Here is a 26,841-nt window from a genome sequence, read left to right on the forward strand (position 1 = left end):
GGAAATTGCACGCCCCGCTGGCGCTTTTTCCAGCGCCATTCCACGCTCCAGCGATCATGCATTTTGTCCGCCGACAATGCGGAAAACGTATGTTATCGTTTGCTTGAATAGAAGTGATTGTCGATGTTTTGAAGGCAGGAGCCGCGTATGACTCGCGACACGCCAATCGATAAACAGGGGCGGTCTGCAAGTATCACGACCGGCGATAGCCGCTCTTCTGAAATTCATGGCGAGCGGCGGGTCGTGACTGCGCTTTGCTATGATCTGGTCGGCTCTACAAATCTCTTCAATCTGATGGATCTCGAAGACTACCAGGATCTGCTGGCGGCCTTCCTGCAGGCGGCGCGCCAATCCATCACCGCGCATTCCGGCGTCATCCGGGTCGAAGCCGGGGACGGCGGAGTGGCGCTTTTCCCGATCGAACTCGGACCGAGAGATGCAGCATCGGCTGCGATCCGCGCCGGCCTTGGAATCGTTGAAGCGTGCCAGCGCCTTGCCCGCGATCTCAAACGCGACGACGTGCAAGTGCGTGTGGGGGTCGCCACTTCCGTTGCCCTCATCCGGGAAGCGCAGTTGCAGAACTGGATACACGAGCCCGTCACGGGTGCCGCACTCGCTCTTGCAACACGGCTCGAGGCCGCTGCCCAGCCAAACACCGTCCTGGTTTCGGACGAGACACGAAACCTCGCCGGTCGTTCCCACGCCTTCGTATCGGAGGGTACGCGCCTGTTGAAAGGCTTCTCGGAGCCCGAAAGCGTCTGGAGAGCGATCGGCCACAAACGGGAGGTCGACCGGTTTCACGCCTTCGGAAGGCTGGACGGTACTTTCATTGGCCGTGTCCACGAACTCGAACGGATCGGGCAAGCCTGGACCGCCGCCGCTGAAGGCAAGGGCAGGATCCTTGTCATCACCGGCGAGGCCGGTATCGGGAAGTCGCGGATGCTTCGGCAAGTCAGGCGAATGATCCATGCGGAGCCCGCAAGATCGCTGCTCTTCCAATGCCTGCCGGGAGGCGTTCGCTCGACGCTTCACCCGCTGCTTAACAGTTTCCCCCAGCGCCGATCCGAAACCGCTGACGGCGGACGCCTGACGGTCGATATGGTTGCCGCCCAATTCGCTCGACAGGGTATTCAGGATCCGGACGTCATCGACATTTTTTCTTATCTGCTCGGTGCCGATGGGCGCAATGAAGCTCTCGCAGGCAGTTCCCCCAAAGTGATACAACAGCGCGCACGACAGGCGCTGTCAAAGGCATTGAGCGTCATCTGCGAGGAAACGCCGCTGGTCATTGCCGTCGAGGACATTCACTGGATCGATCCGACTTCCGAGCATCTTCTTCACGAAGTGGCCCGGCTCGTGCCCACGCTGCCTGTGCTGCTGATCGTCACCTGCCGACCCGGTTCTGAGGCCGGCATGTTCGACGCGGACGCCGCGGAACATATTTCCCTCGGCCCGCTCGATCGCGATGAAACACGGCTGGCGATCGCGGCGCGCTGGCCGACGGATCGCCAGGATGCACTACCGCAACTGTTCGAAGTAACCGAGCGCATATCCGGCGGCGTGCCGCTTTTCATCGAGGAAATATGTCAATGGGCCTCTGAAATAACGTCCAAGGACGCCATGAGCGTGCCTCCAAACACATCCCGCAGCCATGTTTCCGCCTTCGAAGGAATATTGGACTTGCGGCTCGAACACCTGGGTCCGGCCAGAGACGTTGCCCGTGCCGGAGCCGTTGTGGGCGATCGTTTCACCATTCCGCTGCTTCGCGCATTGCTGCCGGACACGAGCAGGAAATCGCTCGTGCATGCGGCCGAAACGCTTTGCGAGACCGGATTCTTGACCCGCGTGCGTGCTCATGGCGATGTCGCATATGGCTTTCGCCATGCTCTGATCCAGGAGACCATCTATAACGGCCTGCTTAAAACGCAGCGTCAGCTTCTCCACCGGCGCCTGTTCACGGCAGCAAACAGTAATCGTCCGGTCGTAAATTGGCTGGATGCGGGCGCACTTGCCCAGCACGCAGAGTCCGCAGGCCTCCGGGAGCATGCGATTGCATTGTTCATAAAGGCCGGAAAGGAGCTCGCCAGACGTTCGGCGATGGTCGAAGCGCGCCACCATTTTGAACGCGCCCTGGCGCTGTGTGAGTCCATGCCCGGCGGTGCCGCCGATGGCTTGTACCTCTCGGTGCTGACCGAGCTCGGGCCGCTCCTGACGGCAACGGTCGGTCCCAACTCGGCACCGGCGCGGATCCTCTACGAAAAAGGCGTCGAGCTGGCACGACGCCAGGCCAAGGAGGATCAGCCCAAGTGGTTTCCGGTCTATTGGGGTTGGTGGCTGACCGGGCAGAACTTCATGGAGATGCGCAGCCGTGCCCGTGAAGTTCAGGTCATGCTGTCAGGAATTGCCGATCGCGAGATCGAACTCCAGGTCAATCATTCAATCTGGGCGATCGAGTTCAATGTCGGCAGGCAGGAGGACGCCCAGAAAGCGATAAGGGCGGGGCTTGCGCTTTACGACGATGAGGCGGCCAAGGCGAGCCGCAACGTGTTCGGCGGTCATGACGCGAAGGTCTGTGGTCTTGGACAGTTGGCGCTATCCCTCTGGCTGACCGGCCAGACCGAGGCTTCAAGCAAGGCGCTTGCCGATATGGTCGCCTTTGCGGACAGCATCGCCCATATGCCGAGCAAGGCGCACTCGCTGGATACCGAGGCAGTATCGGCATTCTACCGCAACGACCATGCTCGTCTGATCGAGATTTCCAGCAGGATGGGTGATTTCGCGAAGAAACACGAACTGCAATCCTTATCTGCCCTCGCAATGCTCTTTCGCGGATGGGCGACTGCGCATGTTGAAAATCTGTCCCGCGGTCATGAGATGTTCCGCACGGGTTTGGCGCTCCTGAAGGAGCTTGGGGCCGTCGCGGATCTGCCGATCTATCTCTATATGCATGCGACCATGCTCGGCCATGCGCGCAAGTATCAAGCTGCGATCGATGTCGCCACCGACGCGATCCGTGAGGCGAGGGCGACAGGCCATGGTTACTGGCTAGCCGAACTCCACCGGCGTCGCGCGCTGCTGCTGTCGAGCGCCAAGGCTGAAAAGACGGCGCTCCTGTCCGATCTGAGAATCGCCGTTGCCATCGCGGAAGAGCAGGGCGCGGTTGCCTTGCTGCACCGGACGCAACGGTCCTTGAAGGAGCTCGGCCTTGCTGGCGAGTTCTGACATTTGCCCCGCAGGCGTCAGCGAGATGCTCTCGGCATTCTATGCCGGGATCAGAGATGGAAGCATGTCTCCTACATCTGCAGGATCGGACCCCGAAGATGCAGAGGCTTATTTCCGCTCCCTGCTGCCTCTCTGTCGTCGCGCCCGGATCACACGCATCGCCGACCTGACCGGCCTCGACCGGATCGGGCTTCCAGTCATCCAGGCCATACGACCCGCGGCATTGTCCGAAGTCACCTCGCTCGGCCGCGGATTGTCCAAGGCGCCTGCTGCCATCGGTGCAATCATGGAGTCGCTTGAGCGCTATTACGCCGAGGCAATCCCTGCTTCTCGTGTCTTCGTGTCGACTGCAGAAAGACTGCAGGTTGGCGCCGGATTCTTCGATGGTTTCAGTCCCGCTGCTTCTCGGGAAAATTGGCGCGAGCGCGAGATTGACTGGATCATGGGCGTCGATATTGCGACCGGCGCTCTCACCCCCGTGCCGTTTGAGCTTGTGCATACGATCTACACCGATCCACCACCTCGGCGTGACGGCGTCTTTTTGCGCACCACGACCGGCCTTGCATGCCACCGGTCAGACCTTGCCGCCTTGCTGCATGGGCTACTGGAATGCATAGAGCGGGATGCGATGGCGCGTGCTTTCGAAACCCACGGCCTTATGGACCGGATGAGGCTGTCGTTGTCGGGACTGGGAGCAGCGGCTCAAGATCTTCTGTCACGCCTCGCCGAGCACGGAATATCGGCTGCCTTCTGGTATGCGCCATCGCCAGCAGGGATTCCGGTCGTCTGGTGCCAGACGATTGAAGCTGGCGAAGGCGAGCCCACGCTCGCGCTGCCGACGGAAGGTTATTGTGCCGGTCTTGATATTCATCAGGCGGCGTTCGGCGCGCTGCTTGAAGCGCTGGCGGCCCGTGCCGGCGCGATATCCGGTGCGCGTGACGATCAGACGCGGAGACATTATCTGAGGCCGAGCAAGGCAATGCTTGCCGACGCGCGCGATCTCATCCTAGGCAAAAACGCTCAATCGACCGACTTTCCCGGTGTTTTGCCGCCGGCTTTCGACCTCGTTGATCTTCTGGAGCGGGTCATCGCTGCTGGACTGGGGCCGGTTCTTGCCGTTCCGGTTGCTTTGCTGAACGATCCGAACATTCGTTGCGTGCGCACGATCCTTGCTGGCATGCGCCCTTTTTCCGTCGAGCGGTGAGGATCCGGAATGGATCAGAGCAAGGAAGGCCCAACACTCGTTTTTCTCGGTCCGACCCTGCGTTTGCCGGAAGCGCAGCACCTTCTCGACGCGATATACCTGCAGCCCGTTTCGCAGGGAGACATCATCCTTGCCGCCCACGCATTTCGTCCGAAAGCGATGGTCTTGATCGATGGTTTCTTCGAAGACAGACCCGCCGTGCGCCATAAGGAAATTCTCTGGGCGCTGTCGCAAGGCATCGTGGTGATCGGCGCGGCAAGCATGGGCGCGCTCCGGGCTGCAGAACTGCACCCGTTCGGAATGATCGGTGTCGGCCTCATCTATCGCTGGTACAGGCGGTGGCCGCTGACGGCGGAAGATGCCGTCGCAGTCCAATGCGGGCCTGCCGAACTCGGCTTCACGCCTCTCACGGAGGCCATGGTCGACCTTCAGCGCAGTTTTAAGGCGCTCTTTCGTCATGGCCTGATCTCCAAAGCCGAGATGGATGCCGGTACCGCTGCGGCCCAACGGCTTAATTTTCGGGAGCGCTCCCTCAGAAAGGTGGTGATTGCAGCGCAATGGCTGCCGGAGAAGGCAGCCTTGCTTCGCAGCCATCTCATTATGCAGAAGAAAGCCGATGCCAGACTGGCACTGCAACTCGCTCCCGCGCTCTTGAAGTTAAAACAGGAAAAGTTGCCCTGTACGATAACCAATACTTTCCTTCGCGATCTGGAAGCCGGATCTATTGACATCAAGTTAATTAGAAATTACTAATTTAATAAATTGCCATACAACTCATCTCACCGAGGAGTTGAGCTATGGAATTATATCCCGACATATCACTTGAAAAGTCCGCGCAGGCTCTTGGAACGCGATGCTGGATATTTCCCCAGCCGCCTTTTATCCTTGGCTATGAGCAACCGGACCGGGTCTTGCTGTCCATATTGCCCGATGAGATTGGCGATGGTCCAAGCGACATCTTGATGTATGTCGCCGATCCGCTCTTCGACAAGGAGCCCTACGGGTTCAGCGGTCTTCCCCCTTATGGCGGCCCTCGACGGCGCTCTGTCCGATCCGGCCCTGATGGTCATTTTGACAGCCTTGATCCGAGATCACGCGATTATCTCGGCGTTCATGCTTATGCATGCGTGCATTTCGTTCTGGACGTCTGGCGCAATTATCTCGCCCGGCCGATGCATTGGTTCTTCTCCGATTACTATTCAAGGCTCGAAATCATTCCCTTTGTCCGGTGGAACAATGCGCATGCGGGCTTCGGCTTCATCGAGCTCGGCTGCTCAGAGGCAGGTGGCGAAGAATCGCCCTATGCGTTGAATTTCGACACGATCGCTCACGAGATCGGCCATCTGGTCACGCTCTCGCAGATGGGGCTTCCAGATAGCCTTTCCCGCGACGCGGATTTCTTTCCGTTCTCCGAGGCCATCTCAGACAGCATATCGTTGATTTCTTTTCTGCATTTCGAATCCGCCATCGACCGGCTGCTGCGCCGGACGAAAGGAAATCTCCTGCTTTACAACGAGCTCAATCGCTTCGCCGAAACAAGCCCGGAGACGCAAATTCGCCTTGCGACCAACTTCCGGCGCATGTCGCAAGTCACGACCGAGGCCCATGATCGCTCGCTGCCTTTCCTCGGTGCGATCTTCGATACGATCGTCGAACTCTATCACCGTGAGCTGGTGGCCAGCGGCTGTGCCGATCATCGTCTGCTCTCTGTCAATCTTCGCGATCTGACGCAGGACGAGTTTGACTGGTTCCGGCAAACGACAGCGGAGGCTTTTCGCGACAAACCGCTTTTCTTCAAGCTCGCCTTGATCAAGGCGAGAGATTCAGTGGGAGGGGCAATCGGTGCTGCACTTCATAAGCTGGATCCGGGCGCGATGCGTCTTGGGGATGCCGCGCTGGCTATTGTCTCGGCTGCGGATATACGGGCCGCCGCGCAACTGGAGGAAAACTTTGTATGGCGTGAAATCATCGGCTCGAGGTGAGCCAGAACAGGAGGGGAAAATGAGCTGCTGTTCTGAAAATCCGTTCGTCGGAACAGGCAATCTGCCATTCAATCCAAGCGAGGTTCGTCTCTATGGACGAAACGAATATTGTCCGCCCGACGAAGCCCAGCAGCGATCCGAAGCTGCCCAGGCAAAACCTATCCGGGATGGTGGCGTTGAAGCTGGCAAGGACAAGATCAAGCTCAGGGTGGACAACTGCCACATTCTGATCGATCCCGGGAAGGTCGACATAGTCAGCATCGGCGTGATCTATGGCTATGCCTATGAGGGACACTGCTACAAACTCCCGAAACCGCGGATCATGTATCTCCCGGTCAAGGCCACGGAAATAGAGGGAGATGACTGCGGATGCGATTGCGGCTACTCGAACGCACTCGGCTATTCCGTCTGGTCGCTGGACAAACTCGAACGCGTGATTGCGCTCGATGTGCGCTCCGACGATATCAAGACGCTGATCCTTGACGAGAACCTTCCCGGTAACCGCTCGCCGCTCGCCTATGCGCAGACGCAATCGCTGGCGCCGCAGCGGCTTCGCGATTGAGAACCGGCAAGCGTCCGGATCAAGGCCTGCCTGCTCTCCGTTCGACGCCAGGACGGAGAGCAGGCGTCATCTGCTCGTCCCGGTCCGACACGACGCGACGGTCTGTCTTCGCGAGAGGCGTCCCGCATGCCCTGCAGGTGCTTCGGCATTGATGGTTCCTGCCGGCAAAGTTACTGGACTTTGCGGCATCGGAAGTTTAGTACGTGCCTCCGCTAACCGGTCGCAGCCCACCCGGTTCAACAAAACAAGGGATCCTAAAATGAAAGTACTTGTCGTCTGCTCAGGCGGACTCGACTCCATTTCGCTTGCATACAAGATCGCGGCGAGCCACCAGCTGATCGGGCTGATTTCCTTCAACTACGGTCAGCGGCATGTCAAAGAGCTGGAATTCGCGGCTCTCTGCGCACAGAAGCTCGACGTTCCGCACGACATCATAGACGTCTCGAACGTGGGCAAGCACCTGACCGGCTCCGCCCTCACGGACGATATTGAGGTGCCAGACGGCCACTATGCTGAGGAGACGATGAAGGCAACGGTCGTGCCGAACCGGAACGCCATCATGCTGGCGATTGCATTCGGGCTGGCCGCAGCACGTCGGGCAGACGCCGTGGCGATCGCGGTCCATGGCGGAGACCATTTCATCTACCCCGACTGCCGGCCGGGTTTCATTTCGTCGTTCGAGGTCATGCAACAGCATGCGCTCGAGGGCTATGCAAACGTCAGATTGCTCGCTCCCTATGTGAACGCTACGAAGGCCGACATTGTCATCGATGGCGCCAGGCACCGAACGCCATTTGCGGAGACCTGGTCTTGCTATAGGGGCGGTCGCCTGCATTGCGGAAGATGCGGCACTTGCGTCGAGCGTCGCGAAGCTTTCCATCTCGCCGATGTCGAGGATCCGACCGTCTATGACGATCCGGATTTCTGGATTGCTGCGACGGGTGGGTACAGAGCAGAAGAGGCGAAGTGATGTACCGGATCACCAAGGAGTTCCATTTTTCCGCCTCGCATCAGCTGTCCCATCTTCCCGACGACCATCAGTGCGCGCGTCTCCACGGGCACAATTATATCGTCGAGGTCGAGCTTGCCGCCTCCGAATTGAACGAGGACGGCTTTGTCCGCGACTATCACGAGCTTGCGCCTCTCAAACGGTACATCGACGAAGGCTTCGATCATCGACATCTCAACGATGCGCTGGGCCATGATCGGGTAACGTCAGAATGGCTCGCCAAGCATTTTTACGACTGGTGCAAGGAAAGGCTGCCGGAAACCTCGGCGGTCAGGGTAAGCGAGACGCCGAAGACATGGGCGGAATATCGCCCATGACAGTCAGGGAGCAAAAGATCCGCATCAGCGAAATATTCGGACCGACGATCCAGGGGGAAGGGCCGCTCATAGGCCTTCCGACTGTCTTCGTCAGAACGGGCGGATGCGACTATCGCTGCGAATGGTGCGATACCCTCCATGCCATCGACAGCGCATTCCGCGACGAGTGGACGCCGATGTCGGTCGACGACATCTGGTCGAAAGTGGAAGCGCTCTCTCAGGGCTGTCCGCTGACGATTTCCCTGTCTGGCGGAAACCCGGCAATTCAGCCACTTGGGCCGCTGATAACCAGGGGAAAGCGCGACGGTTATCAATTCGCTTTGGAAACACAGGGCTCGATCGCCCAGGTCTGGTTTGCAGAATTGGATCATTTGATCCTTAGCCCGAAACCACCGTCCAGCGGCATGGAATTCAAGGCGGGTGAACTAAGGGAGTGCGTGGCAGCTGCACGCAATGGTCCCAGGATCGCTATGAAGATCGTCATCTTCGATGAGCGTGACTACGCCTTTGCAAGATCGGTCGCCAGGCAGTTCGAAGAGCTTCCGATCTTTCTCCAGCCGGGCAATCACACGCCGCCGGTGGAAGATGGAGTGTTGATCGATCTCGACGGCATTCTCAACCGCATGCGGTGGCTGGTCGACCGGGTCGCCTCGGACCGGTGGTTCGACGCGCGCGTTCTCCCGCAGCTCCACGTTCTGCTCTGGGGAAACATGCGGGGCGTGTGATCGCCTCCAAGGAAAATCTCGGACCGTCGGGATTTGCGACCTTGTCGCCGGTCCCTGCGGCGTCGCCATCTATCTGTTGAGAGGAACGCAAAACTGCCTTGACGGCTTCCCATCTTTCAGAAATGCTAAGATGTCAGACCAATTTAATAGGTCGGCTGCCTTGAAAAAGAACCTGGGGAACCATGAAGGCAAATGCTAGCGACAGGCCGGTGATCCGGCCCCTTCCGGCGATGGATCGCGCGCGTCAGGTGACCGATGCGCTGGCGCATTATGTCGAGGACGCCCGGCTTCAGGCGGGTGACCGGCTGCCGGCGGAGCGTGAGCTGATGGCGGCCCTGGCCGTCGGGCGTTCCACCATTCGTGAAGCGATCCGGCATTTCCAGGCGCTCGGCGTCATCGAGACGCGCAAGGGCAGCGGAACTTATCTGCTGAAACCGGTTTCTCGCGATACCGTTCATATGCCGCTGTCACTCGATACGACGCATCTGCGCGATGTGCTGCTACAGACGCTGGAAGTTCGCCGCGGCATTGAATGCGAAGCCGGCATGGTGGCTGCACGGCGGCGCACCGCGAAGGATCTCTTGCTCATCGAGGAAAAGCTCTGCGAGATGGAGCGGGTGCATATAGCCCAGGGCGCATCGGGTCCGGAAGACCTGGCCTTCCATCTGGCGGTCTATGATGCCACCCATAATCCGCTGTTCCGCCAGCTTCTCGAGCAGATGCGCGAGACCTTCGAACGGTTCTGGACGCATCCTTTCGACCGGCAGGACTTTGCCCGCCGGTCCTTTCCCTTTCACCGCACCCTTTTCAACGCCATCGCCGCCCAGGACACCGAAGCGGCGCGGCGTGAGACACTGAAAATCCTCGACGTGGTCGAGGAAGACATCAAGGAAATGTCCCGATGACTGACGGCCTCGAACCGTTCGACCTTGCCTCGCTGATCACCGCCCATGACGAAGGCAACTTCGCCGAAGCGGTCGTGCCGCCGATCTTCCAGACGTCGCTTTTTACCTTCTCCGACTATGACGACATGATCGCCTCCTATCGCGGCGAAAAGGTGCGGCCGATCTATACGCGTGGCCTGAACCCGACCGTGCGCATGTTCGAGGAGATGCTCGCAAAGCTCGAAGGGGCTGAAGATGCGTTGGGCTTTGCAAGCGGCATGGCGGCGATCTCGTCTGCCGTTCTGAGCTTCGTGGAACCGGGCGACCGCATCGTCGCCGTCAAGCATGTCTATCCGGATGCCTTCCGGCTGTTCGGCACGATCCTGAAGCGAATGAAGGTCGAAGTGACCTATGTTGACGGTCGTGACGAAGAGGCGGTCGCCAAGGCACTGCCGGGTGCCAAGGTCTTCTACATGGAAAGCCCGACGAGCTGGGTCATGGAAGCCCATGATGTCGGCGCGCTGGCGGCACTCGCCAAAAAGCACGGCGTGGTCACAATGATCGACAATAGCTGGGCGAGCCCATTCTTCCAGCGGCCGATAACGCTCGGAGTCGACCTGGTCATTCATTCGGCCTCAAAATATCTCGGCGGCCACAGCGATGTCGTCGCCGGTATCGTCGCCGGCTCGAAGGAGATGATTGCGCGCATCAAGGCCGAATCCTATCCCTATCTCGGTGGCAAGCTGTCTCCCTTCGATGCCTGGCTGCTGATCCGGGGCCTCCGGACTTTGCCCTTGCGCATGCGGGCACATGAGGCAGCGGCCATGACGATCGCGCAGCGTCTGCAGGCGCTCGATGTAGTCGAGCAGGTCTGTCATCCGGGCCTTGCCAACCGCTTGCCCAACGGCCTCAACGGCACGTCGGGCCTCTTTTCCTTCATATTCCGCGAAGGCATCGATGTCAGAGCCTTCGCAGATCACCTCAAGCTTTTCAAACTGGGCGTAAGCTGGGGTGGACATGAAAGCCTGATCGTACCGGGCGAGGTGGTGCTGCAGCAAAAGGCACAGCCGAATTCCGCACAAACCTTCGGTATCAGCCCGCGATCTGTGCGCCTCCATATCGGCCTCGAAGGAACCGAGGCCCTGTGGAGGGATATCGAGGAGGCGATTGCTGTCGCCTCTTAACTGAAACCTCACAAACAACGACGGAGGGGAACCGAAAATGAAAAAGCTTATTCTTTCAACGCTCTTTGCAACCACGATGATGGCAGGCACGGCCTTTGCGGACACGACGCTGAAGCTCGTCGAAGTCATCACCAGCCCAGAGCGCACCGAAACGCTGAAGTCGATCGTCGGCAAGTTCGAAGCCGCCAATCCCGGCACCAAGGTCGATATCATCTCGCTGCCCTGGAACGAAGCCTTCCAGAAGTTCGCGACCATGGTTTCGGCCGGCGATGTGCCCGACGTGATGGAAATGCCCGATACCTGGCTGTCGCTCTATGCCAACAACGGCATGCTCGAGAGCCTCGAGCCCTATCTTGCGAAGTGGGAGCACACCAAGGAACTGACGCCGCGCGCGCTCGACCTCGGCCGTGACGTCAACAACACCGCCTATATGCTGCCCTACGGCTTCTATCTGCGCGCCATGTTCTACAACAAGAAGCTGCTCGCAGACGCCGGCGTCAAGGAACCACCGAAGACGATGGAAGACTTCACCAAGGCCTCCGAAGCCGTCTCCAAGCTGCCGGGCAAATATGGCTACTGCATGCGCGGCGGTCCGGGCGGCCTGAACGGCTGGATGATCTTTGCCGCCTCCATGGCCGGCAGCAACAAGTACTTCAACGAAGATGGCACCTCGACCATGAACAGCGAAGGCTGGGCAAAGGGCATCGAGTGGATGGTCGATCTCTACAAGAAGGGCTATGCACCGAAGGATAGCGTCAACTGGGGCTTCAACGAAGTCGTCGCCGGCTTCTATTCCGGTACCTGCGCCTTCCTCGACCAGGATCCGGATGCGCTGATCGCCATTGCCGAGCGCATGAAGAAGGAAGACTTCGGCGTCATGCCGTTGCCGAAGGGGCCGGCCGGCAAGTCCTATCCGACTATCGGTTACGGCGGCTGGTCGATGTTCACGACGAGCCAGAACAAGGACCTCTCCTGGAAGCTGATCGCCACGCTCGAAGGGCCTGAAGGCAATATCGAGTGGAACAAGAAGATCGGCGCTCTGCCGGCCTATACGGCTGCCGAGAAGGATCCCTTCTACGCCGGTGACCAGTTCAAGGGCTGGTTCGAGGAACTCGCCGACAAGGACACCGTCCCGACGGTCATGCCGACCTACCTCGAGGAATTCGCCTTCTTCAAGGATTCCATGGCGATCAAGACCTCGCAGCAGGCGCTGCTCGGTGACATCTCGGCCAAGGATCTCGCCGATCAGTGGGCCGATTACCTCACCAAGGCGCAGCAGAAGTTCCTGGCCAAGAAGTAAGGCCAAAATCGCAAACGGCGGCGGATATCTTCCGCCGCCGCTCATGCAACGACAGACGGCGCGCCGAAGTGCCGCAAGGGGAAGTATCGGGTAAATGACTATCACCGCTGACACGCTCGAGATGCGCCACGACCGCCGGCCATGGCTGCGGCGCCTGGCCGATGCCTCGGAGCCTTATCTCTATAGCGCGCCCTCGTTGATCCTGATCATTGCGGTCATGCTGGTCCCGCTGGTGGTCGGCGTTTCCTATGCCTTCCGCGATATCCAGCTTCTCAATCCTTTTTCAGGTGGCTTCGTCGGGATCGAGCATTTCCGCGAGCTTGCACAGGACAAGGCCTTCTACGGCGCGCTCAAGAATACGCTCTGGTGGACCGGCGCTTCCGTCATCCTGCAATTCATCTTCGGTCTCATCCTCGCCCTCCTGCTCGACAAGCCGTTCTGGGGCAGGGGCGTCATTCAGGCGTTGGTCTTCCTGCCCTGGGCGGTACCGTCATTCCTTGCCGGCCTGAACTGGGCCTGGCTTTTCAATCCGGTTATCGGGCCGATCCCGCACTGGCTGTTCGGGCTCGGGCTGATGAGTGAGCCGGGCAATATTCTCTCCGATCCGCAATATGCGATGTGGGGGCCGATCATCGCCAATGTCTGGTGGGGGATTCCCTTCTTTGCCATCACGCTGCTCGCAGCCCTTCAGGCGATCCCGCGCGATCTTTATGAAGCGGCCTCGATCGACGGTGCCGGCTGGTTCCAGCGTTTCTGGTCGATCACCTTGCCGTTTCTGGCGCCGACGATTGCCATCACTGTCATGCTGCGCACCGTCTGGATTTCGAATTTCGCCGATCTCATCGTCGTCATGACTGGCGGCGGCCCGGCGGACAGGACGCAGATTGTCGCAAGCTACATCTTCACCCAGGCCTTCAAGCGGCTCGATTTCGGCTATGCCTCGGCGATTGCGCTGGTGCTGCTGGTCCTGCTTCTTGCCTATTCCATGCTGATCATCCTGCTGCGGCAGAGCCTGCTGGCCAAGGATTGAGCCATGAGACGATCCATTCTCCCCATCATCGCGCACCGTCTGGCGATCCTCGTCTATGTCGTCTTCGCGCTTTTCCCGCTCTTCTGGCTTTTGAAGGTCTCGGTAACGCCGAATGACCTGCTTTACACCGAAGGCGTGCGCATGTGGCCGTCGCGGACCACTTGGGAACACTATAGTTTCGTGCTGCAGCACAGCGCCTTCCCAACCTTCTTCAAGAACAGCGTTATCGTCTCGGCTTCGACGGCGATCACGGTGACGATCTGTGCCTCGCTGTCCGGCTATGCTTTGTCGCGCTTCACCTTCCGGGCGAAATACTGGATCGTGGCGCTGATGCTGCTGACACAGATGTTCCCGCTCGTCATGCTGGTGGCGCCGATCTTCAAGATTCTGTCGCCCTTGCACCTGACGAACAGCCTCACCGGTCTCGTCATCGTCTACACCGCCTTCAATGTGCCCTTTGCGACCTTCCTGATGCAGTCCTTTTTCGATGGCATTCCGAAGGACCTCGAAGAGGCGGCGATGATCGATGGGGCCACCCAGTTCATGGCCTTCCGTCAGATCATCCTGCCGCTGACGCTGCCCGGCATTGCGGCAACTCTCGGCTTCGTCTTCACGGCGGCGTGGAGCGAGCTGCTCTTTGCATTGATGCTGATCAACGGCAATGACGCGGCGACCTTCCCGGTTGGCCTTCTTACCTTCGTTTCGAAATTCTCCGTGGATTTCGGGCAGATGATGGCGGCAGGCGTCATGGCGCTTATCCCGGCCGGCCTCTTCTTCCTGCTCATCCAGCGTTATCTCGTCCAGGGCCTGACGGCCGGCGCGGTCAAGGGTTAGTCACATGGCATCGATCGACATCAAGAATATCAAGAAATCCTACGGCCATTTCCCGGTGCTGCATGGCGTCGATCTGGAAATCAAGGATGGGGAATTCGTCGTCCTCGTCGGCCCGTCCGGCTGCGGCAAGTCAACACTGCTGCGCATGATCGCCGGCCTCGAAGAGGTGACTGATGGTGAAATCCGCATTGCCGGCAATCGTGTCAACGAGCTGCACCCAAAAGACCGCGACATCGCCATGGTGTTCCAGTCCTACGCGCTCTATCCGCACATGAATGTTGCCGGCAACATGAGCTACAGCCTGAAGCTCAGGAAGACGGCGAAGGAGAAGATCGCGAGTGCCGTTGCCGGTGCGGCTTCCAAGCTCGGCCTCGACCCGCTGCTCGAACGGCGCCCGAAGGCGCTCTCCGGCGGCCAGCGCCAGCGTGTCGCCATGGGCCGCGCCATCGTGCGCCAGCCGAAGGCATTTCTCTTCGACGAGCCGCTATCGAACCTCGATGCGCGCCTGCGCGAACAGATGCGCGCCGAAATCAAGAAATTGCATGGCGACCTCAAGGCAACCTCGATCTACGTGACCCACGACCAGATCGAGGCGATGACGCTGGCGGACCGGATCGTCGCCATGCATGGCGGGGTCGTGCAGCAGGTCGGCAGCCCCTTGGAGCTTTACGACCGCCCCGCCAATCTCTTCGTCGCGGGCTTCATCGGTTCGCCGGGCATGAATTTCCTCGATGCGAGTTATGAGGCAGGCGGAGCGAAGCTGAGGGACGGTACGATCGTACCGCTCAACACGTCGCTTGGCCTGCCGAACGGCGAAAAGGTGACGATCGGCATTCGGCCGGAACACGTCACCATGACGAATGACGGGTCCGGAATTAGCGCCGACGTCGAGCTCGTCGAGCCGACCGGCTTCGGCATCATCCTGCATCTTTCGCTGCACGGCCTGCCATTCAAGATCTTCACGCTTGATCGTGATGCGCTGAGTGCGGGACCGAAGGTCAATGTCACTTTCCCGGCCAAGCATCTGCATGTGTTCAACGGTGAGGGCAACCGGGTCGATTGAACCGAGAGAGGGCAATTGCCTGTCTTCAGGCAATGGAAGGAGCGGTGATGCGACCTTGCCGGCAGCGGAAAAGAACTTTCATCACAGGCCCTTCGATGGCTATATGACCGGGTGATGATCATGCTGGACTGGATATTATGACAGACACTGTTCTCGACCGTTTTCTTCGCTATGTCGTCATCGACACGCAATCTGATCCCGCCTCGTCCGCGCAGCCGACGACCGAAAAACAGAAGGATCTCGGCCGGGTTCTTGTCCAGGAACTCCTGGAGATCGGCCTTTCGGATGCACATCTCGATGAGTACGGCTATGTCTATGCGACTATTCCGGCCAATACGGACAAGAGCGTGCCAGTCATCTGCTTCTGCTCGCATATGGACACTGCGCCTGACTTCACCGGCAAGAATGTGAAGCCGCAGATGGTGAAGGCCTATGCCGGTGGGGATATTCAGCTTCCCGGTGATCCAAACCGGGTGATCCGAGTTTTAGAACATCCCGAGCTGAAAAACCAGATCGGCAACGATATCATCACGACCGATGGAACGACTTTGCTCGGCGCAGACGACAAGGCGGGCCTGGCGGAAATCATGGCTGCGGCTCAAGTCCTCGTCGACAATCCGGGGATCAAGCATGGCACGATCAAGATCCTCTTCACGCCGGATGAAGAGGTTGGTCGCGGCGTTAACAAGGTCGATCTGAAGAAGCTCGGCGCGGAATTTGCCTATACGATGGATGGCGAGACCGCCGGCCATATCGAGGATGAAACCTTTTCGGCAGATAGCGTCGATATTGTTATCGCCGGCGTGGCAATCCATCCGGGTTTTGCCAAGGACCGGATGGAAAATGCCATCAAGATCGCAGGCGCGATTATCGACCGGCTGCCGAAAGAGATCGCCCCGGAAACGACCGAGGGAAAGCAGGGCTTCATCCATCCGACAGGGGTGGCGGGCTCGATGGAAAAGGCTGCAATCAGCCTCATCATTCGCGATTTCACCGATGCGGGTCTGGCCGAAAAGGAGACCATGCTCGAAGCGATCGTCAAGGATGTGATGAAGGCTTACCCGGGGTCGACCTATCGTTTCGACGTGAAGGAACAGTATCGCAACATGAAGACGGTGCTCGACCGCCATCCCGAGATCGTTGCGAATGCTGTCGAAGCGGTTCGCCGGGCCGACATGACGCCGGTGCGCGGCAGCATCCGCGGCGGCACTGACGGTTCGCGTCTTTCCTTCATGGGCCTGCCGTGCCCCAACATCTTCGCTGGCGGCCACGCCTTCCACTCGCCGCTCGAATGGATCAGCCGCCAGGATATGGAAAAGGCTGTCAGGACGATCGTGGAGCTTGCCAGGGTTTGGGAAGAGCGCGCCTAGCGCTCTTCATCCTTCTGAATTCAGGTGCCGTTCGCCGAAATGCTTGGACGCAGCATCACGCTGTCATAAGCGGGGCGGGGTGTTGGGATGGCGATGGGCGTACCGGGTTGGGGCTCGATCGCAGTCGCTGCTGCGGGCATCGGCAAAGGAGTGACGCTTGCCGTCGCTGCGGGATCGGGAGACGGGATCGGGACGGGAACGTCCGACGGGATCAGTATCTCGAACTGCGGCGGCAGCATGCTCTCGCCCGGGACGTAGTTCATCGCGACTTCATAGGAAGGCAGCGGTGGCGGCGTTTCAAGCGTGCCGTCTTCGTCACGCTTCTCGTAGAAGGCATTGCCGCCTGCGACCGTCACATAATGCATGTTGTTGTAGGGGAATTTCAACCCTGCCGTGTGGAAGAACATCGCGTCCTTCACCGCCGGATGGCGCTCGCCGCTGAGGATCGCGTCAGCCGCGGTCGTAAGCTCCGGCTCCGCCTGAGATTTGACCTCGCGCGTCATGACACCGGGCGCAAACTGCTTCTTCTGGGCGACGACGCCGCAGATGGAGCCGGCATAGGCGCCGGAAGTGAGTCGGTTCATGACGACACTGCCGACGGCCATATAACCAGCCTCATCCGAATGCTGCGATTCGAAGTACATCGCGCGCTTCAAGCAGTCGCGATCCTTGGTGGTGTAATTGAAAGTGACTTTTGCCGATTGAGCCTGTTTTGTTTTGGCTTTCGCCGGCGCCGCCGGTTTCGGTGTTGTCGTGCAGCTCGCAGCCGCAAGTCCTACGAATAAAATCCCAACCAGGGATTTTCCAAAGGAAATCTCCGCCCTCAACGCTAGGTGCCTCCTATTGGAATTAGTCCAGCCCTTTTCGATCTTAGCGAAAACGTTTTACCCGGCATGTGACAAAAATACAAACAACCGCAGATAACAAAAATAACAAGGGGTTCCCGCCAAAATACGATTCTGGCGGGAGTCGGTATTGCAACGGTGTCAGCTTCGGAAAAGCTTCCAGCGCGTGGGCTTGAAGGCGACGCGTGACCGGTCGAGCCTGTCGGCCTCGCTCGGCGGAAGCTCGATCTCGATATGCGGGCGGTCCTTGCCGATGTCGAGTTCGATGTGGCGGGTACCGGCGACGCGCCGACTTGCAACCGGTTGGCCGGCAATACAGTTTTCGGCCGATTCGCAGAGCCGGACATCGTGCGGGCGGAAATAGAGCTGCGCAGCGCCATCAGCTTCACCATCGGCGTTGAGACCCAGCGAGCGCCCTTCGAAGCGGATATCGCCGCCGGCAACTTCCACCTGCAGGCAGTTCGACTGGCCGACGAAGCCGAAGACGAAGGGCGAATTGGGGCTGTCATAGACCTGGTCCGGCGTGCCGACCTGTTCGATCGCACCCTGGCTCATGACGACGACTCGGTCTGCAAGCTCCATCGCTTCGTCCTGGTCGTGGGTGACGAAGACGGTGGTGTGGCCGGTGCGGTCATGGATTTCGCGCAGCCATTTGCGCAGGTCCTTGCGCACCTGCGCATCGAGCGCCCCGAAGGGTTCGTCAAGCAGCAGGACGTTCGGCTCGACCGCCATGGCGCGGGCAAGGGCTACGCGCTGGCGCTGGCCGCCGGAAAGCTGTGCCGGATAGCGCTTTTCAAGACCTGAAAGCTGTACGAGATCGAGCAGTTCCAGCGCCCGCTTGCGAATCTCTGCCTTCGGCGGACGGCGCGATGAATTGCGGACCTTCAGGCCGAAGGAGACGTTGTCGAGCACCGTCATATGGCGGAAAAGCGCATAGTGCTGGAACACGAAGCCGATATTGCGTTGCTGGACCGTCTTTCTCGATGCATCTTCGTCGCCGAAAAATATCAGGCCATCGGTCGGGCTTTCGAGGCCGGCGATGAGGCGCAGCAGCGTGGTCTTGCCGGAACCCGACGGGCCGAGCAGTGCGATCAGTTCTCCTGAGCGGATATCGAGCGAGACATCGTGCAGCGCCGGAAAGCGATCGAATTCCTTGCGTAGGTTTTGGACGCGTACTTCCATTCTAATTCCTTCAGTGCCGCCGGCTGGCGGCGATTTCCGCGCTATAGCGCATTTCCAGCAGCGTCTTCAAAACAAGCGTGACGAGGGCAAGCAAGGCCAGAAGCGAAGCGACCGCAAAGGCTCCGGTGAAGTTATATTCGTTGTAGAGGATTTCTACCTGCAACGGCATCGTGTTGGTTTGCCCGCGAATATGGCCTGACACGACCGAAACGGCGCCGAACTCACCCATGGCGCGGGCATTGCAGAGAAGGACGCCGTAGAGCAGGCCCCATTTGATGTTCGGCAAGGTGACGTGCCAGAAGGCCTGCCAGCCGCTCGCGCCGAGCGAAAGAGCTGCCTCCTCGTCCTGCGTTCCCTGTTCCTGCATGAGCGGGATAAGCTCGCGCGCAACGAAGGGGAAGGTGACGAACATGGTGGCGAGGATCAGCCCCGGCGCCGCGAACAGGATCTTGATGTCATTGGCGCTCAGCCACTGGCCGAGCCAGGTGTTGGCGCCGAAGAGCAGCACGAAGACAAGACCCGAAATAACAGGCGAGACCGAAAAGGGCAGATCGATCAGTGTCGTCAGGAACGCCTTGCCCTTGAATTCGAATTTGGCGATCGCCCAGGCAGCGGCGATGCCGAAGACGAGGTTGAGCGGCACGCTGACGCCGGCAACGATCAGCGTCAGGCGGATCGCCGAGAACGTTTCGGCATCCTGGAGTGCTGTGAAGAAAGCGCCGGCACCCTTGCGAAAGGCTTCGACGAAGACGGCTGCAAGCGGCAGGAACAGGATCAAGAGCAGAAAGACGAGCGCAATGACGACCAGCGTGATACGGGCGACCTTGCTCTCTGTGACAGCCGAATGAACCTTGTGCGGCTCTGCGGTTGAAACGGTTGAGGTAGCATTAGACGCCATAACCGTACCTCCGCCTGCTCCAGCTCTGGATGAGATTGATGACAAGCAGCATCGTGAAGGAGATGATCAGCATGATCGCCGCGATGCCGGTCGCTGCTGCATAGTTATATTCTTCAAGCTTGATGACGATCAGCAGTGGGGCGATTTCCGATTTGAAAGGCAGGTTGCCGGCAATGAAGATGACCGAGCCGTATTCGCCGACCGCGCGGGCGAAGGCGAGGGCGAAACCCGTCAGGACCGCGGGCGCAAGGCCAGGCAGCAGCACGCGTGCGATTGTCTGGAAGCGATTGGCGCCGAGCGTGGCGGCAGCCTCCTCCACTTCCTTGTCGATCTCTTCCATGACCGGCTGGACCGTCCGCACGATGAAGGGCAGGCCGACGAAGATGAGGGCGACGACAATACCGGCCGGCGTGAAGGCGATCTTGATGCCGAGTGGCGTCAGGAACTGCCCGACCCAGCCGTTCGGAGCATAGAGGGTGGTCAGCGCGATGCCGGCGACGGCCGTCGGCAGGGCAAAGGGCAGGTCTACCATGGCGTCGATAATGCGCTTTCCGGGAAACCGGTAGCGTACCAGCACCCAGGCAAGGATGACGCCGAAGACGACATTGAGGCAGGCGGCAATGAAGGCGCTGCCGAAGCTGATCCGCAGGGCGCTCAGCGTTCGCTGGTCGAATGCAATGCCGAAGAACTTCTCCCAGCCGAGTACGCTCGACCGCCAGGCGAGGCCAGACAGCGGGATAAGGACGATGAGGGTAAGCCAGATCAAGGTAAGGCCGAGCGCCAGTCCGAAACCCGGAATGACGCTCGGCCGCTTGAACCGCCACCGTGTGGGGTTATGTGCGCTCATAAGACCTATTATTGGGCCGGCTTGTAGATCTGGTCAAATACGCCGCCATCGCCGAAGAATTTCGGCTGTGCATCCTTCCAGCCGCCGAAGTCGTCAATCGTGGCGAGCGTCAGCTTCGGGAAGCGGGCAATATCAGCCGCATCGGCTGCTTCCGGCTTGATCGGCCGGTAATAGTGCTTTGCAGCGATCTTCTGGCCTTCGTCCGAATAAAGGTAGTTCAGGTAAGCTTCCGCGACCTTGCGGGTGCCCTTCTTATCGACGTTGCCGTCAACGATTGCGACCGGCGGGTCGGCGCGGATCGAGAAGGTTGGGGTCACGATCTCGAACTGGTCGGGACCGAGTTCCTCAAGCGAGAGATAGGCTTCGTTTTCCCAGGCAAGCAGAACATCGCCGAGGCCGCGCTGGACGAATGTGGTCGTCGCGCCACGTGCGCCGCTGTCGAGAACCGGAACGTGCTGGAGGAGCTTGGTCACATAATCCTGCGCCTTGGCTTCGTCACCGCCGTTCGCCTGCTTTGCCCATGCCCAGGCGGCAAGGAAATTCCAGCGGGCGCCGCCGGAAGTCTTCGGGTTCGGCGTGATGACCTGCACATCGTCCTTGATCAGATCGCTCCAATCCTTGATGCCCTTCGGGTTGCCCTTGCGGACGAGGAAGACGATCGTCGATGTATAGGGGGTCGAATTGTTCGGGAATTTGGTCTTCCAGTCGGCCGGGATCTTGCCCGTGGCCTTTGCGATCGCGTTGATGTCGCCTTCGAGGGCGAGGGTTACCACGTCGGCATCAAGGCCGTCGATGACCGACCGCGCCTGTGCGCCGGAACCACCATGAGAGGCTTGGATCGTCACGGCTTCACCGGTGTCAGCCTTCCACTTCGCAGCAAAGGCGGCGTTGAAATCCTTATACAATTCGCGTGTCGGGTCATAGGACACGTTCAGAAGCGTCTGGTCGGCGAATGCCGGTGCGACACTGCCGATGGCAACGCTACCTGCCATGACCGCGGCCGCGACGAGCCGGGTGAACCTTAAAGTCTGCATGGGAACCCTCCGTGGTTATACGCTAAACTCTATCAACTAGGTCGTATAATGAAACGAAGATTGTTCCGGTTCCGGGGACCAACCTTAGAAAGCCATCCCATTTTCAGTGCGAGATTGCGAATGGGACGTGCTGCCAAGTTGGCCGCGGCCAATTAAGGCACCGTGCCACAGTCGTGATTTTTCTGCCACAGTTCGAGCCGGAAAGTGACATTCGTGTGTCGATTTTTAGTCTTGTTTTGCAGCGGTGACGCTTTCGAGTGCCTACATGGCCTTCCGGTCGTTGGGATTCGGCGACCGATGGTGGGGGTGTCCTTGAAACACTGCTTGCCTCTTTCAAACCGTAAAAGGTCTTTCTGATGTCTATTAAAACTATCCTTCTTGGCTCTGTTGCCGCCCTTGCAGCGGTTTCCGGAGCACATGCAGCCGACGCTATCGTCGCCGCCGAGCCGGAGCCCGTAGAATATGTTCGCGTTTGCGACGCCTACGGGACTGGCTACTTCTACATCCCGGGCACCGAAACCTGCCTTCAGATCAGCGGTTACATCCGTACTGAAGTTCGTTTTGGCCAGAACGTCTCGGGTGATTCCGATGTGAACTTCTGGACTCGCGGTCAGGTTACCTTCCAGACCAAGAACGACACCGAGTACGGCACGCTCACGGGCGTTATCACGCTGCGTACCAACGCTGACAACGCCACCGATCAGGAAACCCTGCTCGATGAAGGCTATATCGACATCGCCGGCTTCCGCGCTGGTAAGCTGTACAGCTGGTGGGACGACGATCTGAGCGGCGAGACGGACACGCTCTCGAGCAACGAGACGACCCACAACTCGATCCGTTATCAGTACGAGACCGACAGCTTCGCAGCCGGTGTCTCGGTCGACGAACTTGAAGAAGACTATGTCGAGAAGCCGGGTGAAGGCCCGAACAACTTCGGCGTTGCAGCCCAGGTCTCGTTCAAGAGTGGCGCATTCAGCGGCTACCTGCTTGGTGGTTACGATACGGATAACGAAGAAGGCGCCATCCGCGCTATCGTTTATGCCGATATCGGTCCAGGCACTCTCGGCCTCGCTGGCATCTGGGCCAGTGGCGCTAACTACTACTACGAAGCGTCCGAATGGACGGTCGCAGCCGAGTACAAGATCAAGCTGACCGACAAGTGGGCCGTCACCCCGGCCTTCCAGTACTTCGACAAGATCGATATCGATGCTGACGGCGACTTCAGCGGCGGCAGCGCTTATACGACCGGCGTCACCATCGACTACCGGATTGCTGACAATCTGCGCAGCAAGCTCAGCGTCCAGTATCACGACGAAGAAGACGGCGACGACGAAACCTTCGGTTTCCTCCGTTTCCAGCGCGACTTCTAATAAAAAGGGGCCGGAGCGGCCCCTTGTCCTCGATTTGCCTTCCCCCCGCCATGGCGGGGAGAAGGTCGGAAGCGCGAAGCGAATTTCTCTTCAGACGCGTGAATCCGCGATGAAATCCGAATAGAATTCATCTGTGCTTTTCGCCTTGCGCATGGCCGCCAGGACGCCATCCGACTGAAGCCTGCGGGCGATGGCGGCGAGCACGTTCAGATATTCCCCACGATTGTTTTCCCCGAAGAGCAGCACGAAGGCGATGTCCGTCGGGATATCGTCGATCGCATCGAAGTCCAGCGGCTGGGCGAAGCGGATCAAGAGACCGCGCGGGCTCGTCATGCCGTCGATGGCTGCATGAGGAACAGCGATGCCGTTGCCGATGCCGGTGGAGCCGAGCTTCTCCCGGGATTCGAGCGCTTTCAGCACGCTCTGGCCGTCAATGCCGAAGGCCTTGCCGGCTTTTTCGGAAATCGTCTGCAGCGCGCGCCACTTGGTCGTCACCGACAGGCCAATGAAGGTGTGCTCCGGCCGGATGATATTGGAGAGGTTCATTACATTCTCGATGCTGTTTTCGGCAGGTATCAGTCAGGCTCACGGAGCCGGTAGCCGACGCCGGTCTCTGTGGTGATATAGTGTGGCTGGTCGGGAATCTGCTCGACCTTTTGCCGCAGCTGGCGCACATAGACGCGCAAATACTGCACGTCCGCGGCCGGCCCCCATACCTGCTTCAGAAGAAATTGATGTGTCAGCACCTTGCCGGCGTGCTGGGCGAGCACGCGCAGGATGTCGTATTCCTTCGGCGACAGCTTGATTTCCCTGCCGTCGACCTTGACGATGCGCTTGACGAGATCGATCGACAGCCCGCCGGTCTGAAAGATCGCCTTCTCACCCTGCTGCTGCAGCCGGTGGCGAAGCGCCACGCGGATACGGGCACCGAGTTCGTTGACGCCGAAGGGCTTCGTCACATAGTCGTCGGCACCACTTTCCAGCGCCTTCACGATGCCGGCCTCGTCGGTACGGCTCGAGAGAATGACGACAGGCATGGTGAGCCCGTCTTCGCGCCATTCCTGCAAAAGGTCGTGGCCAGATATGTCGGGAAGGCCAAGATCGAGCACTATGAGATCGGGCTGATCATCCTTGACGGACTGGCGGGCGGCACCGGCATTCGGGGCCTCCTGGACTTCGTAGCCTTGTGCGGTGAGGCCGACGCGCAGAAGCTTGCGGATTGGCGGCTCGTCATCGACGACGAGAATCTTGACGGCTGAACCGGTCATTTGAGTTCATCCAATTTTGGAATGTCGTTCGGTTTTGGAAGGCGGATGGTGAAGACGGCGCCGGACCTGTCTGTCCGGTTGCCGGCTGTGATCGTCCCACCCATCGCCTCGATGAAGCCGCGGCATATGGAGAGGCCGAGGCCGGTGCCGGCGCGCACCTGATCGCCCTTGCGCACGCGGTAGAACGTGTCGAAGACACGGTTGAGGTCTGCAGGAGGAATGCCCGGGCCTTGGTCGGAGACCTGTACGACGACATTATCGGCATCCGCCCAACCTTCGATGCGGATGACAGAGCCTTCGGGCGCGTATTTGGCGGCATTGTCGAGAAGGTTGAAGAGGACCTGCTCGAAGAGAACGGGATCGACGCGGACCATGGGCAGGTCGGCAGGGATTGTCATTTCCGTCCTGTGATGATCGAGAATTTTTGCAGCCCGGCGCAACGCGCTGCCTGCGATATCTCCTGCATAGTGCAGCGCATAGTTCGGCTCCATGGCGCCGGACTCGATCTTCGTCATGTCAAGCAGATTGGCGATGAAGCGGTTGAGACGTTCGGATTCATCGACGACCGTCGACAGAAGATCTGTCCGATCCTCCGCCGACATCGAATCAAAGTAATCGCGCAGTGTGCCGGACGCGCCGAGGATCGCCGCAAGTGGCGTCTTGAGATCGTGGGAGATCGATGTCAGCAGAGCAGAGCGCAGGCGGTCTGCTTCGGCCGCAAGCTTGGCCCGATCGACGTCAGCAACGAGTTGCACGCGTTCGATGGCGAGTGCCGCCTGATCGGCAAGCGCATCGAGAAGCCGCTGCTGTTCCGGCGTCAGCAGCGGTCCGTCCCGACGGTCACTGTCGAGGCCGATGACGCCAACGGCCGTTCGACCGGTACGCAATGGTACATAGAGGCGCTTGGCCCCGGGCAGGGTATCAGCGCCGCGACCGGCGGCGTGATTATGTTCCCAGGCCCAGCGGGCGGCGGCAATATCGGCATCGTCGAGCGTATCGTCAGGTGGATAACCGGCCTTGACGGCAATGGAATTATCTTCCGGCAGGAGGAGAACGACGCGCACCTTGAGCATTGAGGCGATCTGGAAGGCAGTCGCCCAGAGGACGTCATCGAGCGTGCCGGTGCCGGCAAGCTTCTTGGAAAAGAGATAGAGGTCTTCCGTCGTGCGCGCTCTTTGCCGGGCCGCGGCCGCCTGCCGCTGGACGGTTGCCGTCAGGTTGGAGGCGATGACGGCGACACCAAGGAAGAAGAAGAGCGCGAGCACGCTTTCCGGATCGCTGATCGTCAACGTATAGCGCGGCGGCAGGAAGAAGAAGTTGAAGGAGAGGGCACTGACGATACAGGTATAGAGCGCCGGTCTGAGGCCATGGATGACGGCCGATGTCAGCACCGCCATCAGGAAGACGAGCGCCAGATTGCGAACGTCGAGCACCTGATCGAGCACCACGCCGGCAACAAGCGCAATGGCGACGTAGAGCGTTGAAAGTGCGTAAGCCCGGAAGTCCAACGCAGCCGTGCTCGGCGCCGCCTTTACGCCACGCTGCGCGGCCGGATCTTTCTCGTTGCCGGAAATCACATGGACGCTGATATCGCCCGCGCACCGTATCAGCTCGTCGGTGATGGAGGGGTTCCACCACCATTCGCGCCATGTTGGCTTTTTCGGCGCACCGATGACGATGTGGGTGACGTTGTTCGCGGTGGCGTGACGCACCAGCTCCTCAGTCACCTCGCGGCCGGGAATGGTGATCGCTTCGCCGCCAAGCTGCTCGGCAAGCCGGAGCGTGGCGGCAATCGTATCACGCTGCGTTTCCGAGAGATTGATGGAGCGGTTGGTCTCGATATAGACGGCCGCCCAGGGGGCACGCAGACGCGCAGCCATGCGTGAGGCGTAGCGGACCAGAGAAGCAGAGCGTGGGTGATCGTCGATCGACACCAGCACACGGTCGCCGGCAGCCCAGGGGCCGGAAATAGCATGCGCCTGCATATGGCTCAGCAGCTGGTCATCGACGCGCTGGGCGGTCTTGCGCAGTGCGAGTTCGCGGAGCGCCGTCAGGTTGCCGGGCGTGAAATAATTGGTCAGCGCGCGTTCGGCGGTCTTTGCCACATAGACCTTGCCATCGTGAAGGCGCTTGATGAGGTCGTCGGGTGTGAGGTCGATGATCTCGATGTCGTCAGCCACGTCGATCACGGAGTCCGGCACTGTCTCACGCACCCGAATGCGGGTGATCTGCGAAACGACGTCGTTCAGGCTCTCCACATGCTGGATGTTCAGCGTCGAATAGACATCGATGCCACGGTCGAGCAATTCCTTGACGTCGAGATAGCGCTTCGGATGGCGACTGCCCTCGGCATTGGTATGCGCAAGTTCGTCGACGAGAACAAGATCGGGCTTGCGGGCGAGAATGGCATCGAGATCCATTTCTTCGAGCGACTGGCCGCGATAGGCGATCTCCACACGCGGAATGATTTCGAAACCGGCAAGCAGCGCCTCGGTTTCTTTGCGGCCATGGGTTTCGACGACGCCGATCACGACGTCGAGGCCATCGGCGATCTTGGCGTGGCCGGAGACCAGCATTTCATAGGTCTTGCCGACGCCGGGTGCCGCGCCCAGGAAGATTTTCAGGCGTCCGCGCGACTCCGCCCGGGCCTTTTCGAGAAGCGCATCGGGCGAGGGCCTGCCGGCCTGGTCGCGGTTGTCGTCTGGCATGCG

General features: G+C 59.6%; 24 protein-coding genes. 16 read left to right on the top strand and 8 right to left on the bottom strand.

Going from position 1 to position 26,841, the window contains the following annotated elements:
- Nucleotides 1–147 precede the first annotated feature (147 nt).
- From FHT93_RS25950 to pepT, 15 genes are all read left to right on the top strand, one after another.
- On the top strand, nucleotides 148–3,222 hold the full coding sequence (locus FHT93_RS25950) for an AAA family ATPase (protein ID WP_183850122.1): 3,075 nt from the start codon (nucleotides 148–150) through the stop codon (nucleotides 3,220–3,222).
- Between the two features lie 64 nt (nucleotides 3,223–3,286).
- Entirely contained in the window at nucleotides 3,287–4,426 is a 1,140-nt protein-coding gene (locus FHT93_RS25955) for a YcaO-like family protein (RefSeq protein ID WP_246781726.1), read from the top strand.
- Nucleotides 4,427–4,435: 9 nt separating this feature from the next.
- Complete coding sequence (locus tag FHT93_RS25960) at nucleotides 4,436–5,179, top strand: TfuA-like protein (protein ID WP_183850124.1); 744 nt, start codon at nucleotides 4,436–4,438, stop codon at nucleotides 5,177–5,179.
- 44 nt (nucleotides 5,180–5,223) lie between these two features.
- Nucleotides 5,224–6,408, top strand: coding sequence for a hypothetical protein (locus tag FHT93_RS25965; RefSeq protein WP_113210150.1), 1,185 nt, complete (start codon nucleotides 5,224–5,226; stop codon nucleotides 6,406–6,408).
- A gap of 19 nt (nucleotides 6,409–6,427) precedes the next feature.
- Entirely contained in the window at nucleotides 6,428–6,970 is a 543-nt protein-coding gene (locus FHT93_RS35705) for a hypothetical protein (RefSeq protein WP_246715546.1), read from the top strand.
- Nucleotides 6,971–7,229: 259 nt separating this feature from the next.
- Nucleotides 7,230–7,940 (top strand): 7-cyano-7-deazaguanine synthase QueC, encoded by a 711-nt coding sequence (gene queC, locus FHT93_RS25975; RefSeq protein ID WP_183850126.1) that lies wholly within the window; start codon nucleotides 7,230–7,232, stop codon nucleotides 7,938–7,940.
- Entirely contained in the window at nucleotides 7,940–8,296 is a 357-nt protein-coding gene (gene queD / locus FHT93_RS25980) for a 6-carboxytetrahydropterin synthase QueD (protein WP_183850128.1), read from the top strand. Before queC ends, queD begins: the two co-directional genes overlap by 1 nt.
- On the top strand, nucleotides 8,293–9,021 hold the full coding sequence (gene queE / locus FHT93_RS25985) for a 7-carboxy-7-deazaguanine synthase QueE (RefSeq protein WP_246781727.1): 729 nt from the start codon (nucleotides 8,293–8,295) through the stop codon (nucleotides 9,019–9,021). The genes queD and queE overlap by 4 nt, the downstream gene beginning before the upstream one ends.
- Nucleotides 9,022–9,203: 182 nt before the next feature.
- Nucleotides 9,204–9,926 (top strand): FadR/GntR family transcriptional regulator, encoded by a 723-nt coding sequence (locus FHT93_RS25990; protein WP_112546215.1) that lies wholly within the window; start codon nucleotides 9,204–9,206, stop codon nucleotides 9,924–9,926.
- Entirely contained in the window at nucleotides 9,923–11,089 is a 1,167-nt protein-coding gene (locus tag FHT93_RS25995) for a PLP-dependent transferase (RefSeq protein ID WP_112546216.1), read from the top strand. Before FHT93_RS25990 ends, FHT93_RS25995 begins: the two co-directional genes overlap by 4 nt.
- A gap of 37 nt (nucleotides 11,090–11,126) precedes the next feature.
- Nucleotides 11,127–12,389 carry a sugar ABC transporter substrate-binding protein gene (locus tag FHT93_RS26000; protein ID WP_112546217.1) on the top strand — a complete coding sequence of 421 codons (1,263 nt, stop codon included), beginning with the start codon at nucleotides 11,127–11,129 and terminating at the stop codon, nucleotides 12,387–12,389.
- A 94-nt stretch (nucleotides 12,390–12,483) separates the two neighbouring features.
- Nucleotides 12,484–13,419 (top strand): sugar ABC transporter permease, encoded by a 936-nt coding sequence (locus tag FHT93_RS26005; RefSeq protein ID WP_113014450.1) that lies wholly within the window; start codon nucleotides 12,484–12,486, stop codon nucleotides 13,417–13,419.
- Nucleotides 13,420–13,422: 3 nt separating this feature from the next.
- The gene (locus FHT93_RS26010) at nucleotides 13,423–14,253 is read left to right on the top strand and encodes a carbohydrate ABC transporter permease (protein ID WP_112969050.1); all 831 of its coding nucleotides are present in this window, start codon (nucleotides 13,423–13,425) and stop codon (nucleotides 14,251–14,253) included.
- Between the two features lie 4 nt (nucleotides 14,254–14,257).
- Nucleotides 14,258–15,316 (top strand): sn-glycerol-3-phosphate ABC transporter ATP-binding protein UgpC, encoded by a 1,059-nt coding sequence (ugpC, locus tag FHT93_RS26015; RefSeq protein ID WP_183850132.1) that lies wholly within the window; start codon nucleotides 14,258–14,260, stop codon nucleotides 15,314–15,316.
- A gap of 137 nt (nucleotides 15,317–15,453) precedes the next feature.
- A complete protein-coding gene (gene pepT / locus FHT93_RS26020) occupies nucleotides 15,454–16,686 on the top strand; it encodes a peptidase T (protein ID WP_183850134.1) in 1,233 nt (410 codons plus the stop codon).
- Nucleotides 16,687–16,706: 20 nt separating this feature from the next.
- Here the strand turns inward: pepT and FHT93_RS26025 are convergent, their stop codons facing one another.
- The 5 genes from FHT93_RS26025 to FHT93_RS26045 form a co-directional block, all read right to left on the bottom strand.
- Complete coding sequence (locus tag FHT93_RS26025; protein ID WP_112546222.1) at nucleotides 16,707–17,513, bottom strand: cell wall hydrolase; 807 nt, start codon at nucleotides 17,511–17,513, stop codon at nucleotides 16,707–16,709.
- A 159-nt stretch (nucleotides 17,514–17,672) separates the two neighbouring features.
- Nucleotides 17,673–18,713: a sulfate/molybdate ABC transporter ATP-binding protein gene (locus FHT93_RS26030; RefSeq protein WP_112546223.1), complete on the bottom strand. Its 1,041-nt coding sequence runs from the start codon at nucleotides 18,711–18,713 to the stop codon at nucleotides 17,673–17,675.
- Nucleotides 18,714–18,723: 10 nt separating this feature from the next.
- Nucleotides 18,724–19,611, bottom strand: coding sequence for a sulfate ABC transporter permease subunit CysW (cysW, locus tag FHT93_RS26035; RefSeq protein ID WP_112969055.1), 888 nt, complete (start codon nucleotides 19,609–19,611; stop codon nucleotides 18,724–18,726).
- Nucleotides 19,601–20,458 (bottom strand): sulfate ABC transporter permease subunit CysT, encoded by an 858-nt coding sequence (gene cysT, locus FHT93_RS26040; protein WP_183850136.1) that lies wholly within the window; start codon nucleotides 20,456–20,458, stop codon nucleotides 19,601–19,603. Before cysT ends, cysW begins: the two co-directional genes overlap by 11 nt.
- 8 nt (nucleotides 20,459–20,466) lie before the next feature.
- Nucleotides 20,467–21,492: a sulfate ABC transporter substrate-binding protein gene (locus tag FHT93_RS26045; RefSeq protein ID WP_183850138.1), complete on the bottom strand. Its 1,026-nt coding sequence runs from the start codon at nucleotides 21,490–21,492 to the stop codon at nucleotides 20,467–20,469.
- A gap of 356 nt (nucleotides 21,493–21,848) precedes the next feature.
- Here FHT93_RS26045 and FHT93_RS26050 point away from each other — a divergent pair, with 356 nt between their 5' ends.
- Entirely contained in the window at nucleotides 21,849–22,862 is a 1,014-nt protein-coding gene (locus tag FHT93_RS26050; RefSeq protein WP_112546227.1) for a porin, read from the top strand.
- A 90-nt stretch (nucleotides 22,863–22,952) separates the two neighbouring features.
- Here the strand turns inward: FHT93_RS26050 and FHT93_RS26055 are convergent, their stop codons facing one another.
- From FHT93_RS26055 to FHT93_RS26065, 3 genes are read right to left on the bottom strand one after another with little or no spacing between them, the layout of a single operon-like run.
- Nucleotides 22,953–23,408, bottom strand: coding sequence for a PTS sugar transporter subunit IIA (locus FHT93_RS26055; RefSeq protein WP_112969056.1), 456 nt, complete (start codon nucleotides 23,406–23,408; stop codon nucleotides 22,953–22,955).
- A gap of 29 nt (nucleotides 23,409–23,437) precedes the next feature.
- Complete coding sequence (locus tag FHT93_RS26060) at nucleotides 23,438–24,130, bottom strand: response regulator transcription factor (protein WP_112969057.1); 693 nt, start codon at nucleotides 24,128–24,130, stop codon at nucleotides 23,438–23,440.
- Nucleotides 24,127–26,838, bottom strand: a complete 2,712-nt coding sequence (locus tag FHT93_RS26065) for a sensor histidine kinase KdpD (protein ID WP_183850140.1) — start codon at nucleotides 26,836–26,838, stop codon at nucleotides 24,127–24,129. The genes FHT93_RS26060 and FHT93_RS26065 overlap by 4 nt, the downstream gene beginning before the upstream one ends.
- Nucleotides 26,839–26,841 lie beyond the last annotated feature (3 nt).

This window comes from Rhizobium sp. BK379 (assembly GCF_014193955.1).
Classification (GTDB): domain Bacteria; phylum Pseudomonadota; class Alphaproteobacteria; order Rhizobiales; family Rhizobiaceae; genus Rhizobium.

Coding starts and splice junctions, on each gene's coding strand:
- FHT93_RS25950 (WP_183850122.1), top strand. CDS start 148: ATGACTCGCGACACGCCAATCGATAAACAGGGGCGGTCTGCAAGTATC.
- FHT93_RS25955 (WP_246781726.1), top strand. CDS start 3,287: ATGTCTCCTACATCTGCAGGATCGGACCCCGAAGATGCAGAGGCTTAT.
- FHT93_RS25960 (WP_183850124.1), top strand. CDS start 4,436: ATGGATCAGAGCAAGGAAGGCCCAACACTCGTTTTTCTCGGTCCGACC.
- FHT93_RS25965 (WP_113210150.1), top strand. CDS start 5,224: ATGGAATTATATCCCGACATATCACTTGAAAAGTCCGCGCAGGCTCTT.
- FHT93_RS35705 (WP_246715546.1), top strand. CDS start 6,428: ATGAGCTGCTGTTCTGAAAATCCGTTCGTCGGAACAGGCAATCTGCCA.
- queC (WP_183850126.1), top strand. CDS start 7,230: ATGAAAGTACTTGTCGTCTGCTCAGGCGGACTCGACTCCATTTCGCTT.
- queD (WP_183850128.1), top strand. CDS start 7,940: ATGTACCGGATCACCAAGGAGTTCCATTTTTCCGCCTCGCATCAGCTG.
- queE (WP_246781727.1), top strand. CDS start 8,293: ATGACAGTCAGGGAGCAAAAGATCCGCATCAGCGAAATATTCGGACCG.
- FHT93_RS25990 (WP_112546215.1), top strand. CDS start 9,204: ATGAAGGCAAATGCTAGCGACAGGCCGGTGATCCGGCCCCTTCCGGCG.
- FHT93_RS25995 (WP_112546216.1), top strand. CDS start 9,923: ATGACTGACGGCCTCGAACCGTTCGACCTTGCCTCGCTGATCACCGCC.
- FHT93_RS26000 (WP_112546217.1), top strand. CDS start 11,127: ATGAAAAAGCTTATTCTTTCAACGCTCTTTGCAACCACGATGATGGCA.
- FHT93_RS26005 (WP_113014450.1), top strand. CDS start 12,484: ATGACTATCACCGCTGACACGCTCGAGATGCGCCACGACCGCCGGCCA.
- FHT93_RS26010 (WP_112969050.1), top strand. CDS start 13,423: ATGAGACGATCCATTCTCCCCATCATCGCGCACCGTCTGGCGATCCTC.
- ugpC (WP_183850132.1), top strand. CDS start 14,258: ATGGCATCGATCGACATCAAGAATATCAAGAAATCCTACGGCCATTTC.
- pepT (WP_183850134.1), top strand. CDS start 15,454: ATGACAGACACTGTTCTCGACCGTTTTCTTCGCTATGTCGTCATCGAC.
- FHT93_RS26030 (WP_112546223.1), bottom strand. CDS start 18,713: ATGGAAGTACGCGTCCAAAACCTACGCAAGGAATTCGATCGCTTTCCG.
- cysW (WP_112969055.1), bottom strand. CDS start 19,611: ATGGCGTCTAATGCTACCTCAACCGTTTCAACCGCAGAGCCGCACAAG.
- cysT (WP_183850136.1), bottom strand. CDS start 20,458: ATGAGCGCACATAACCCCACACGGTGGCGGTTCAAGCGGCCGAGCGTC.
- FHT93_RS26045 (WP_183850138.1), bottom strand. CDS start 21,492: ATGCAGACTTTAAGGTTCACCCGGCTCGTCGCGGCCGCGGTCATGGCA.
- FHT93_RS26050 (WP_112546227.1), top strand. CDS start 21,849: ATGTCTATTAAAACTATCCTTCTTGGCTCTGTTGCCGCCCTTGCAGCG.
- FHT93_RS26055 (WP_112969056.1), bottom strand. CDS start 23,408: ATGAACCTCTCCAATATCATCCGGCCGGAGCACACCTTCATTGGCCTG.
- FHT93_RS26060 (WP_112969057.1), bottom strand. CDS start 24,130: ATGACCGGTTCAGCCGTCAAGATTCTCGTCGTCGATGACGAGCCGCCA.
- FHT93_RS26065 (WP_183850140.1), bottom strand. CDS start 26,838: ATGCCAGACGACAACCGCGACCAGGCCGGCAGGCCCTCGCCCGATGCG.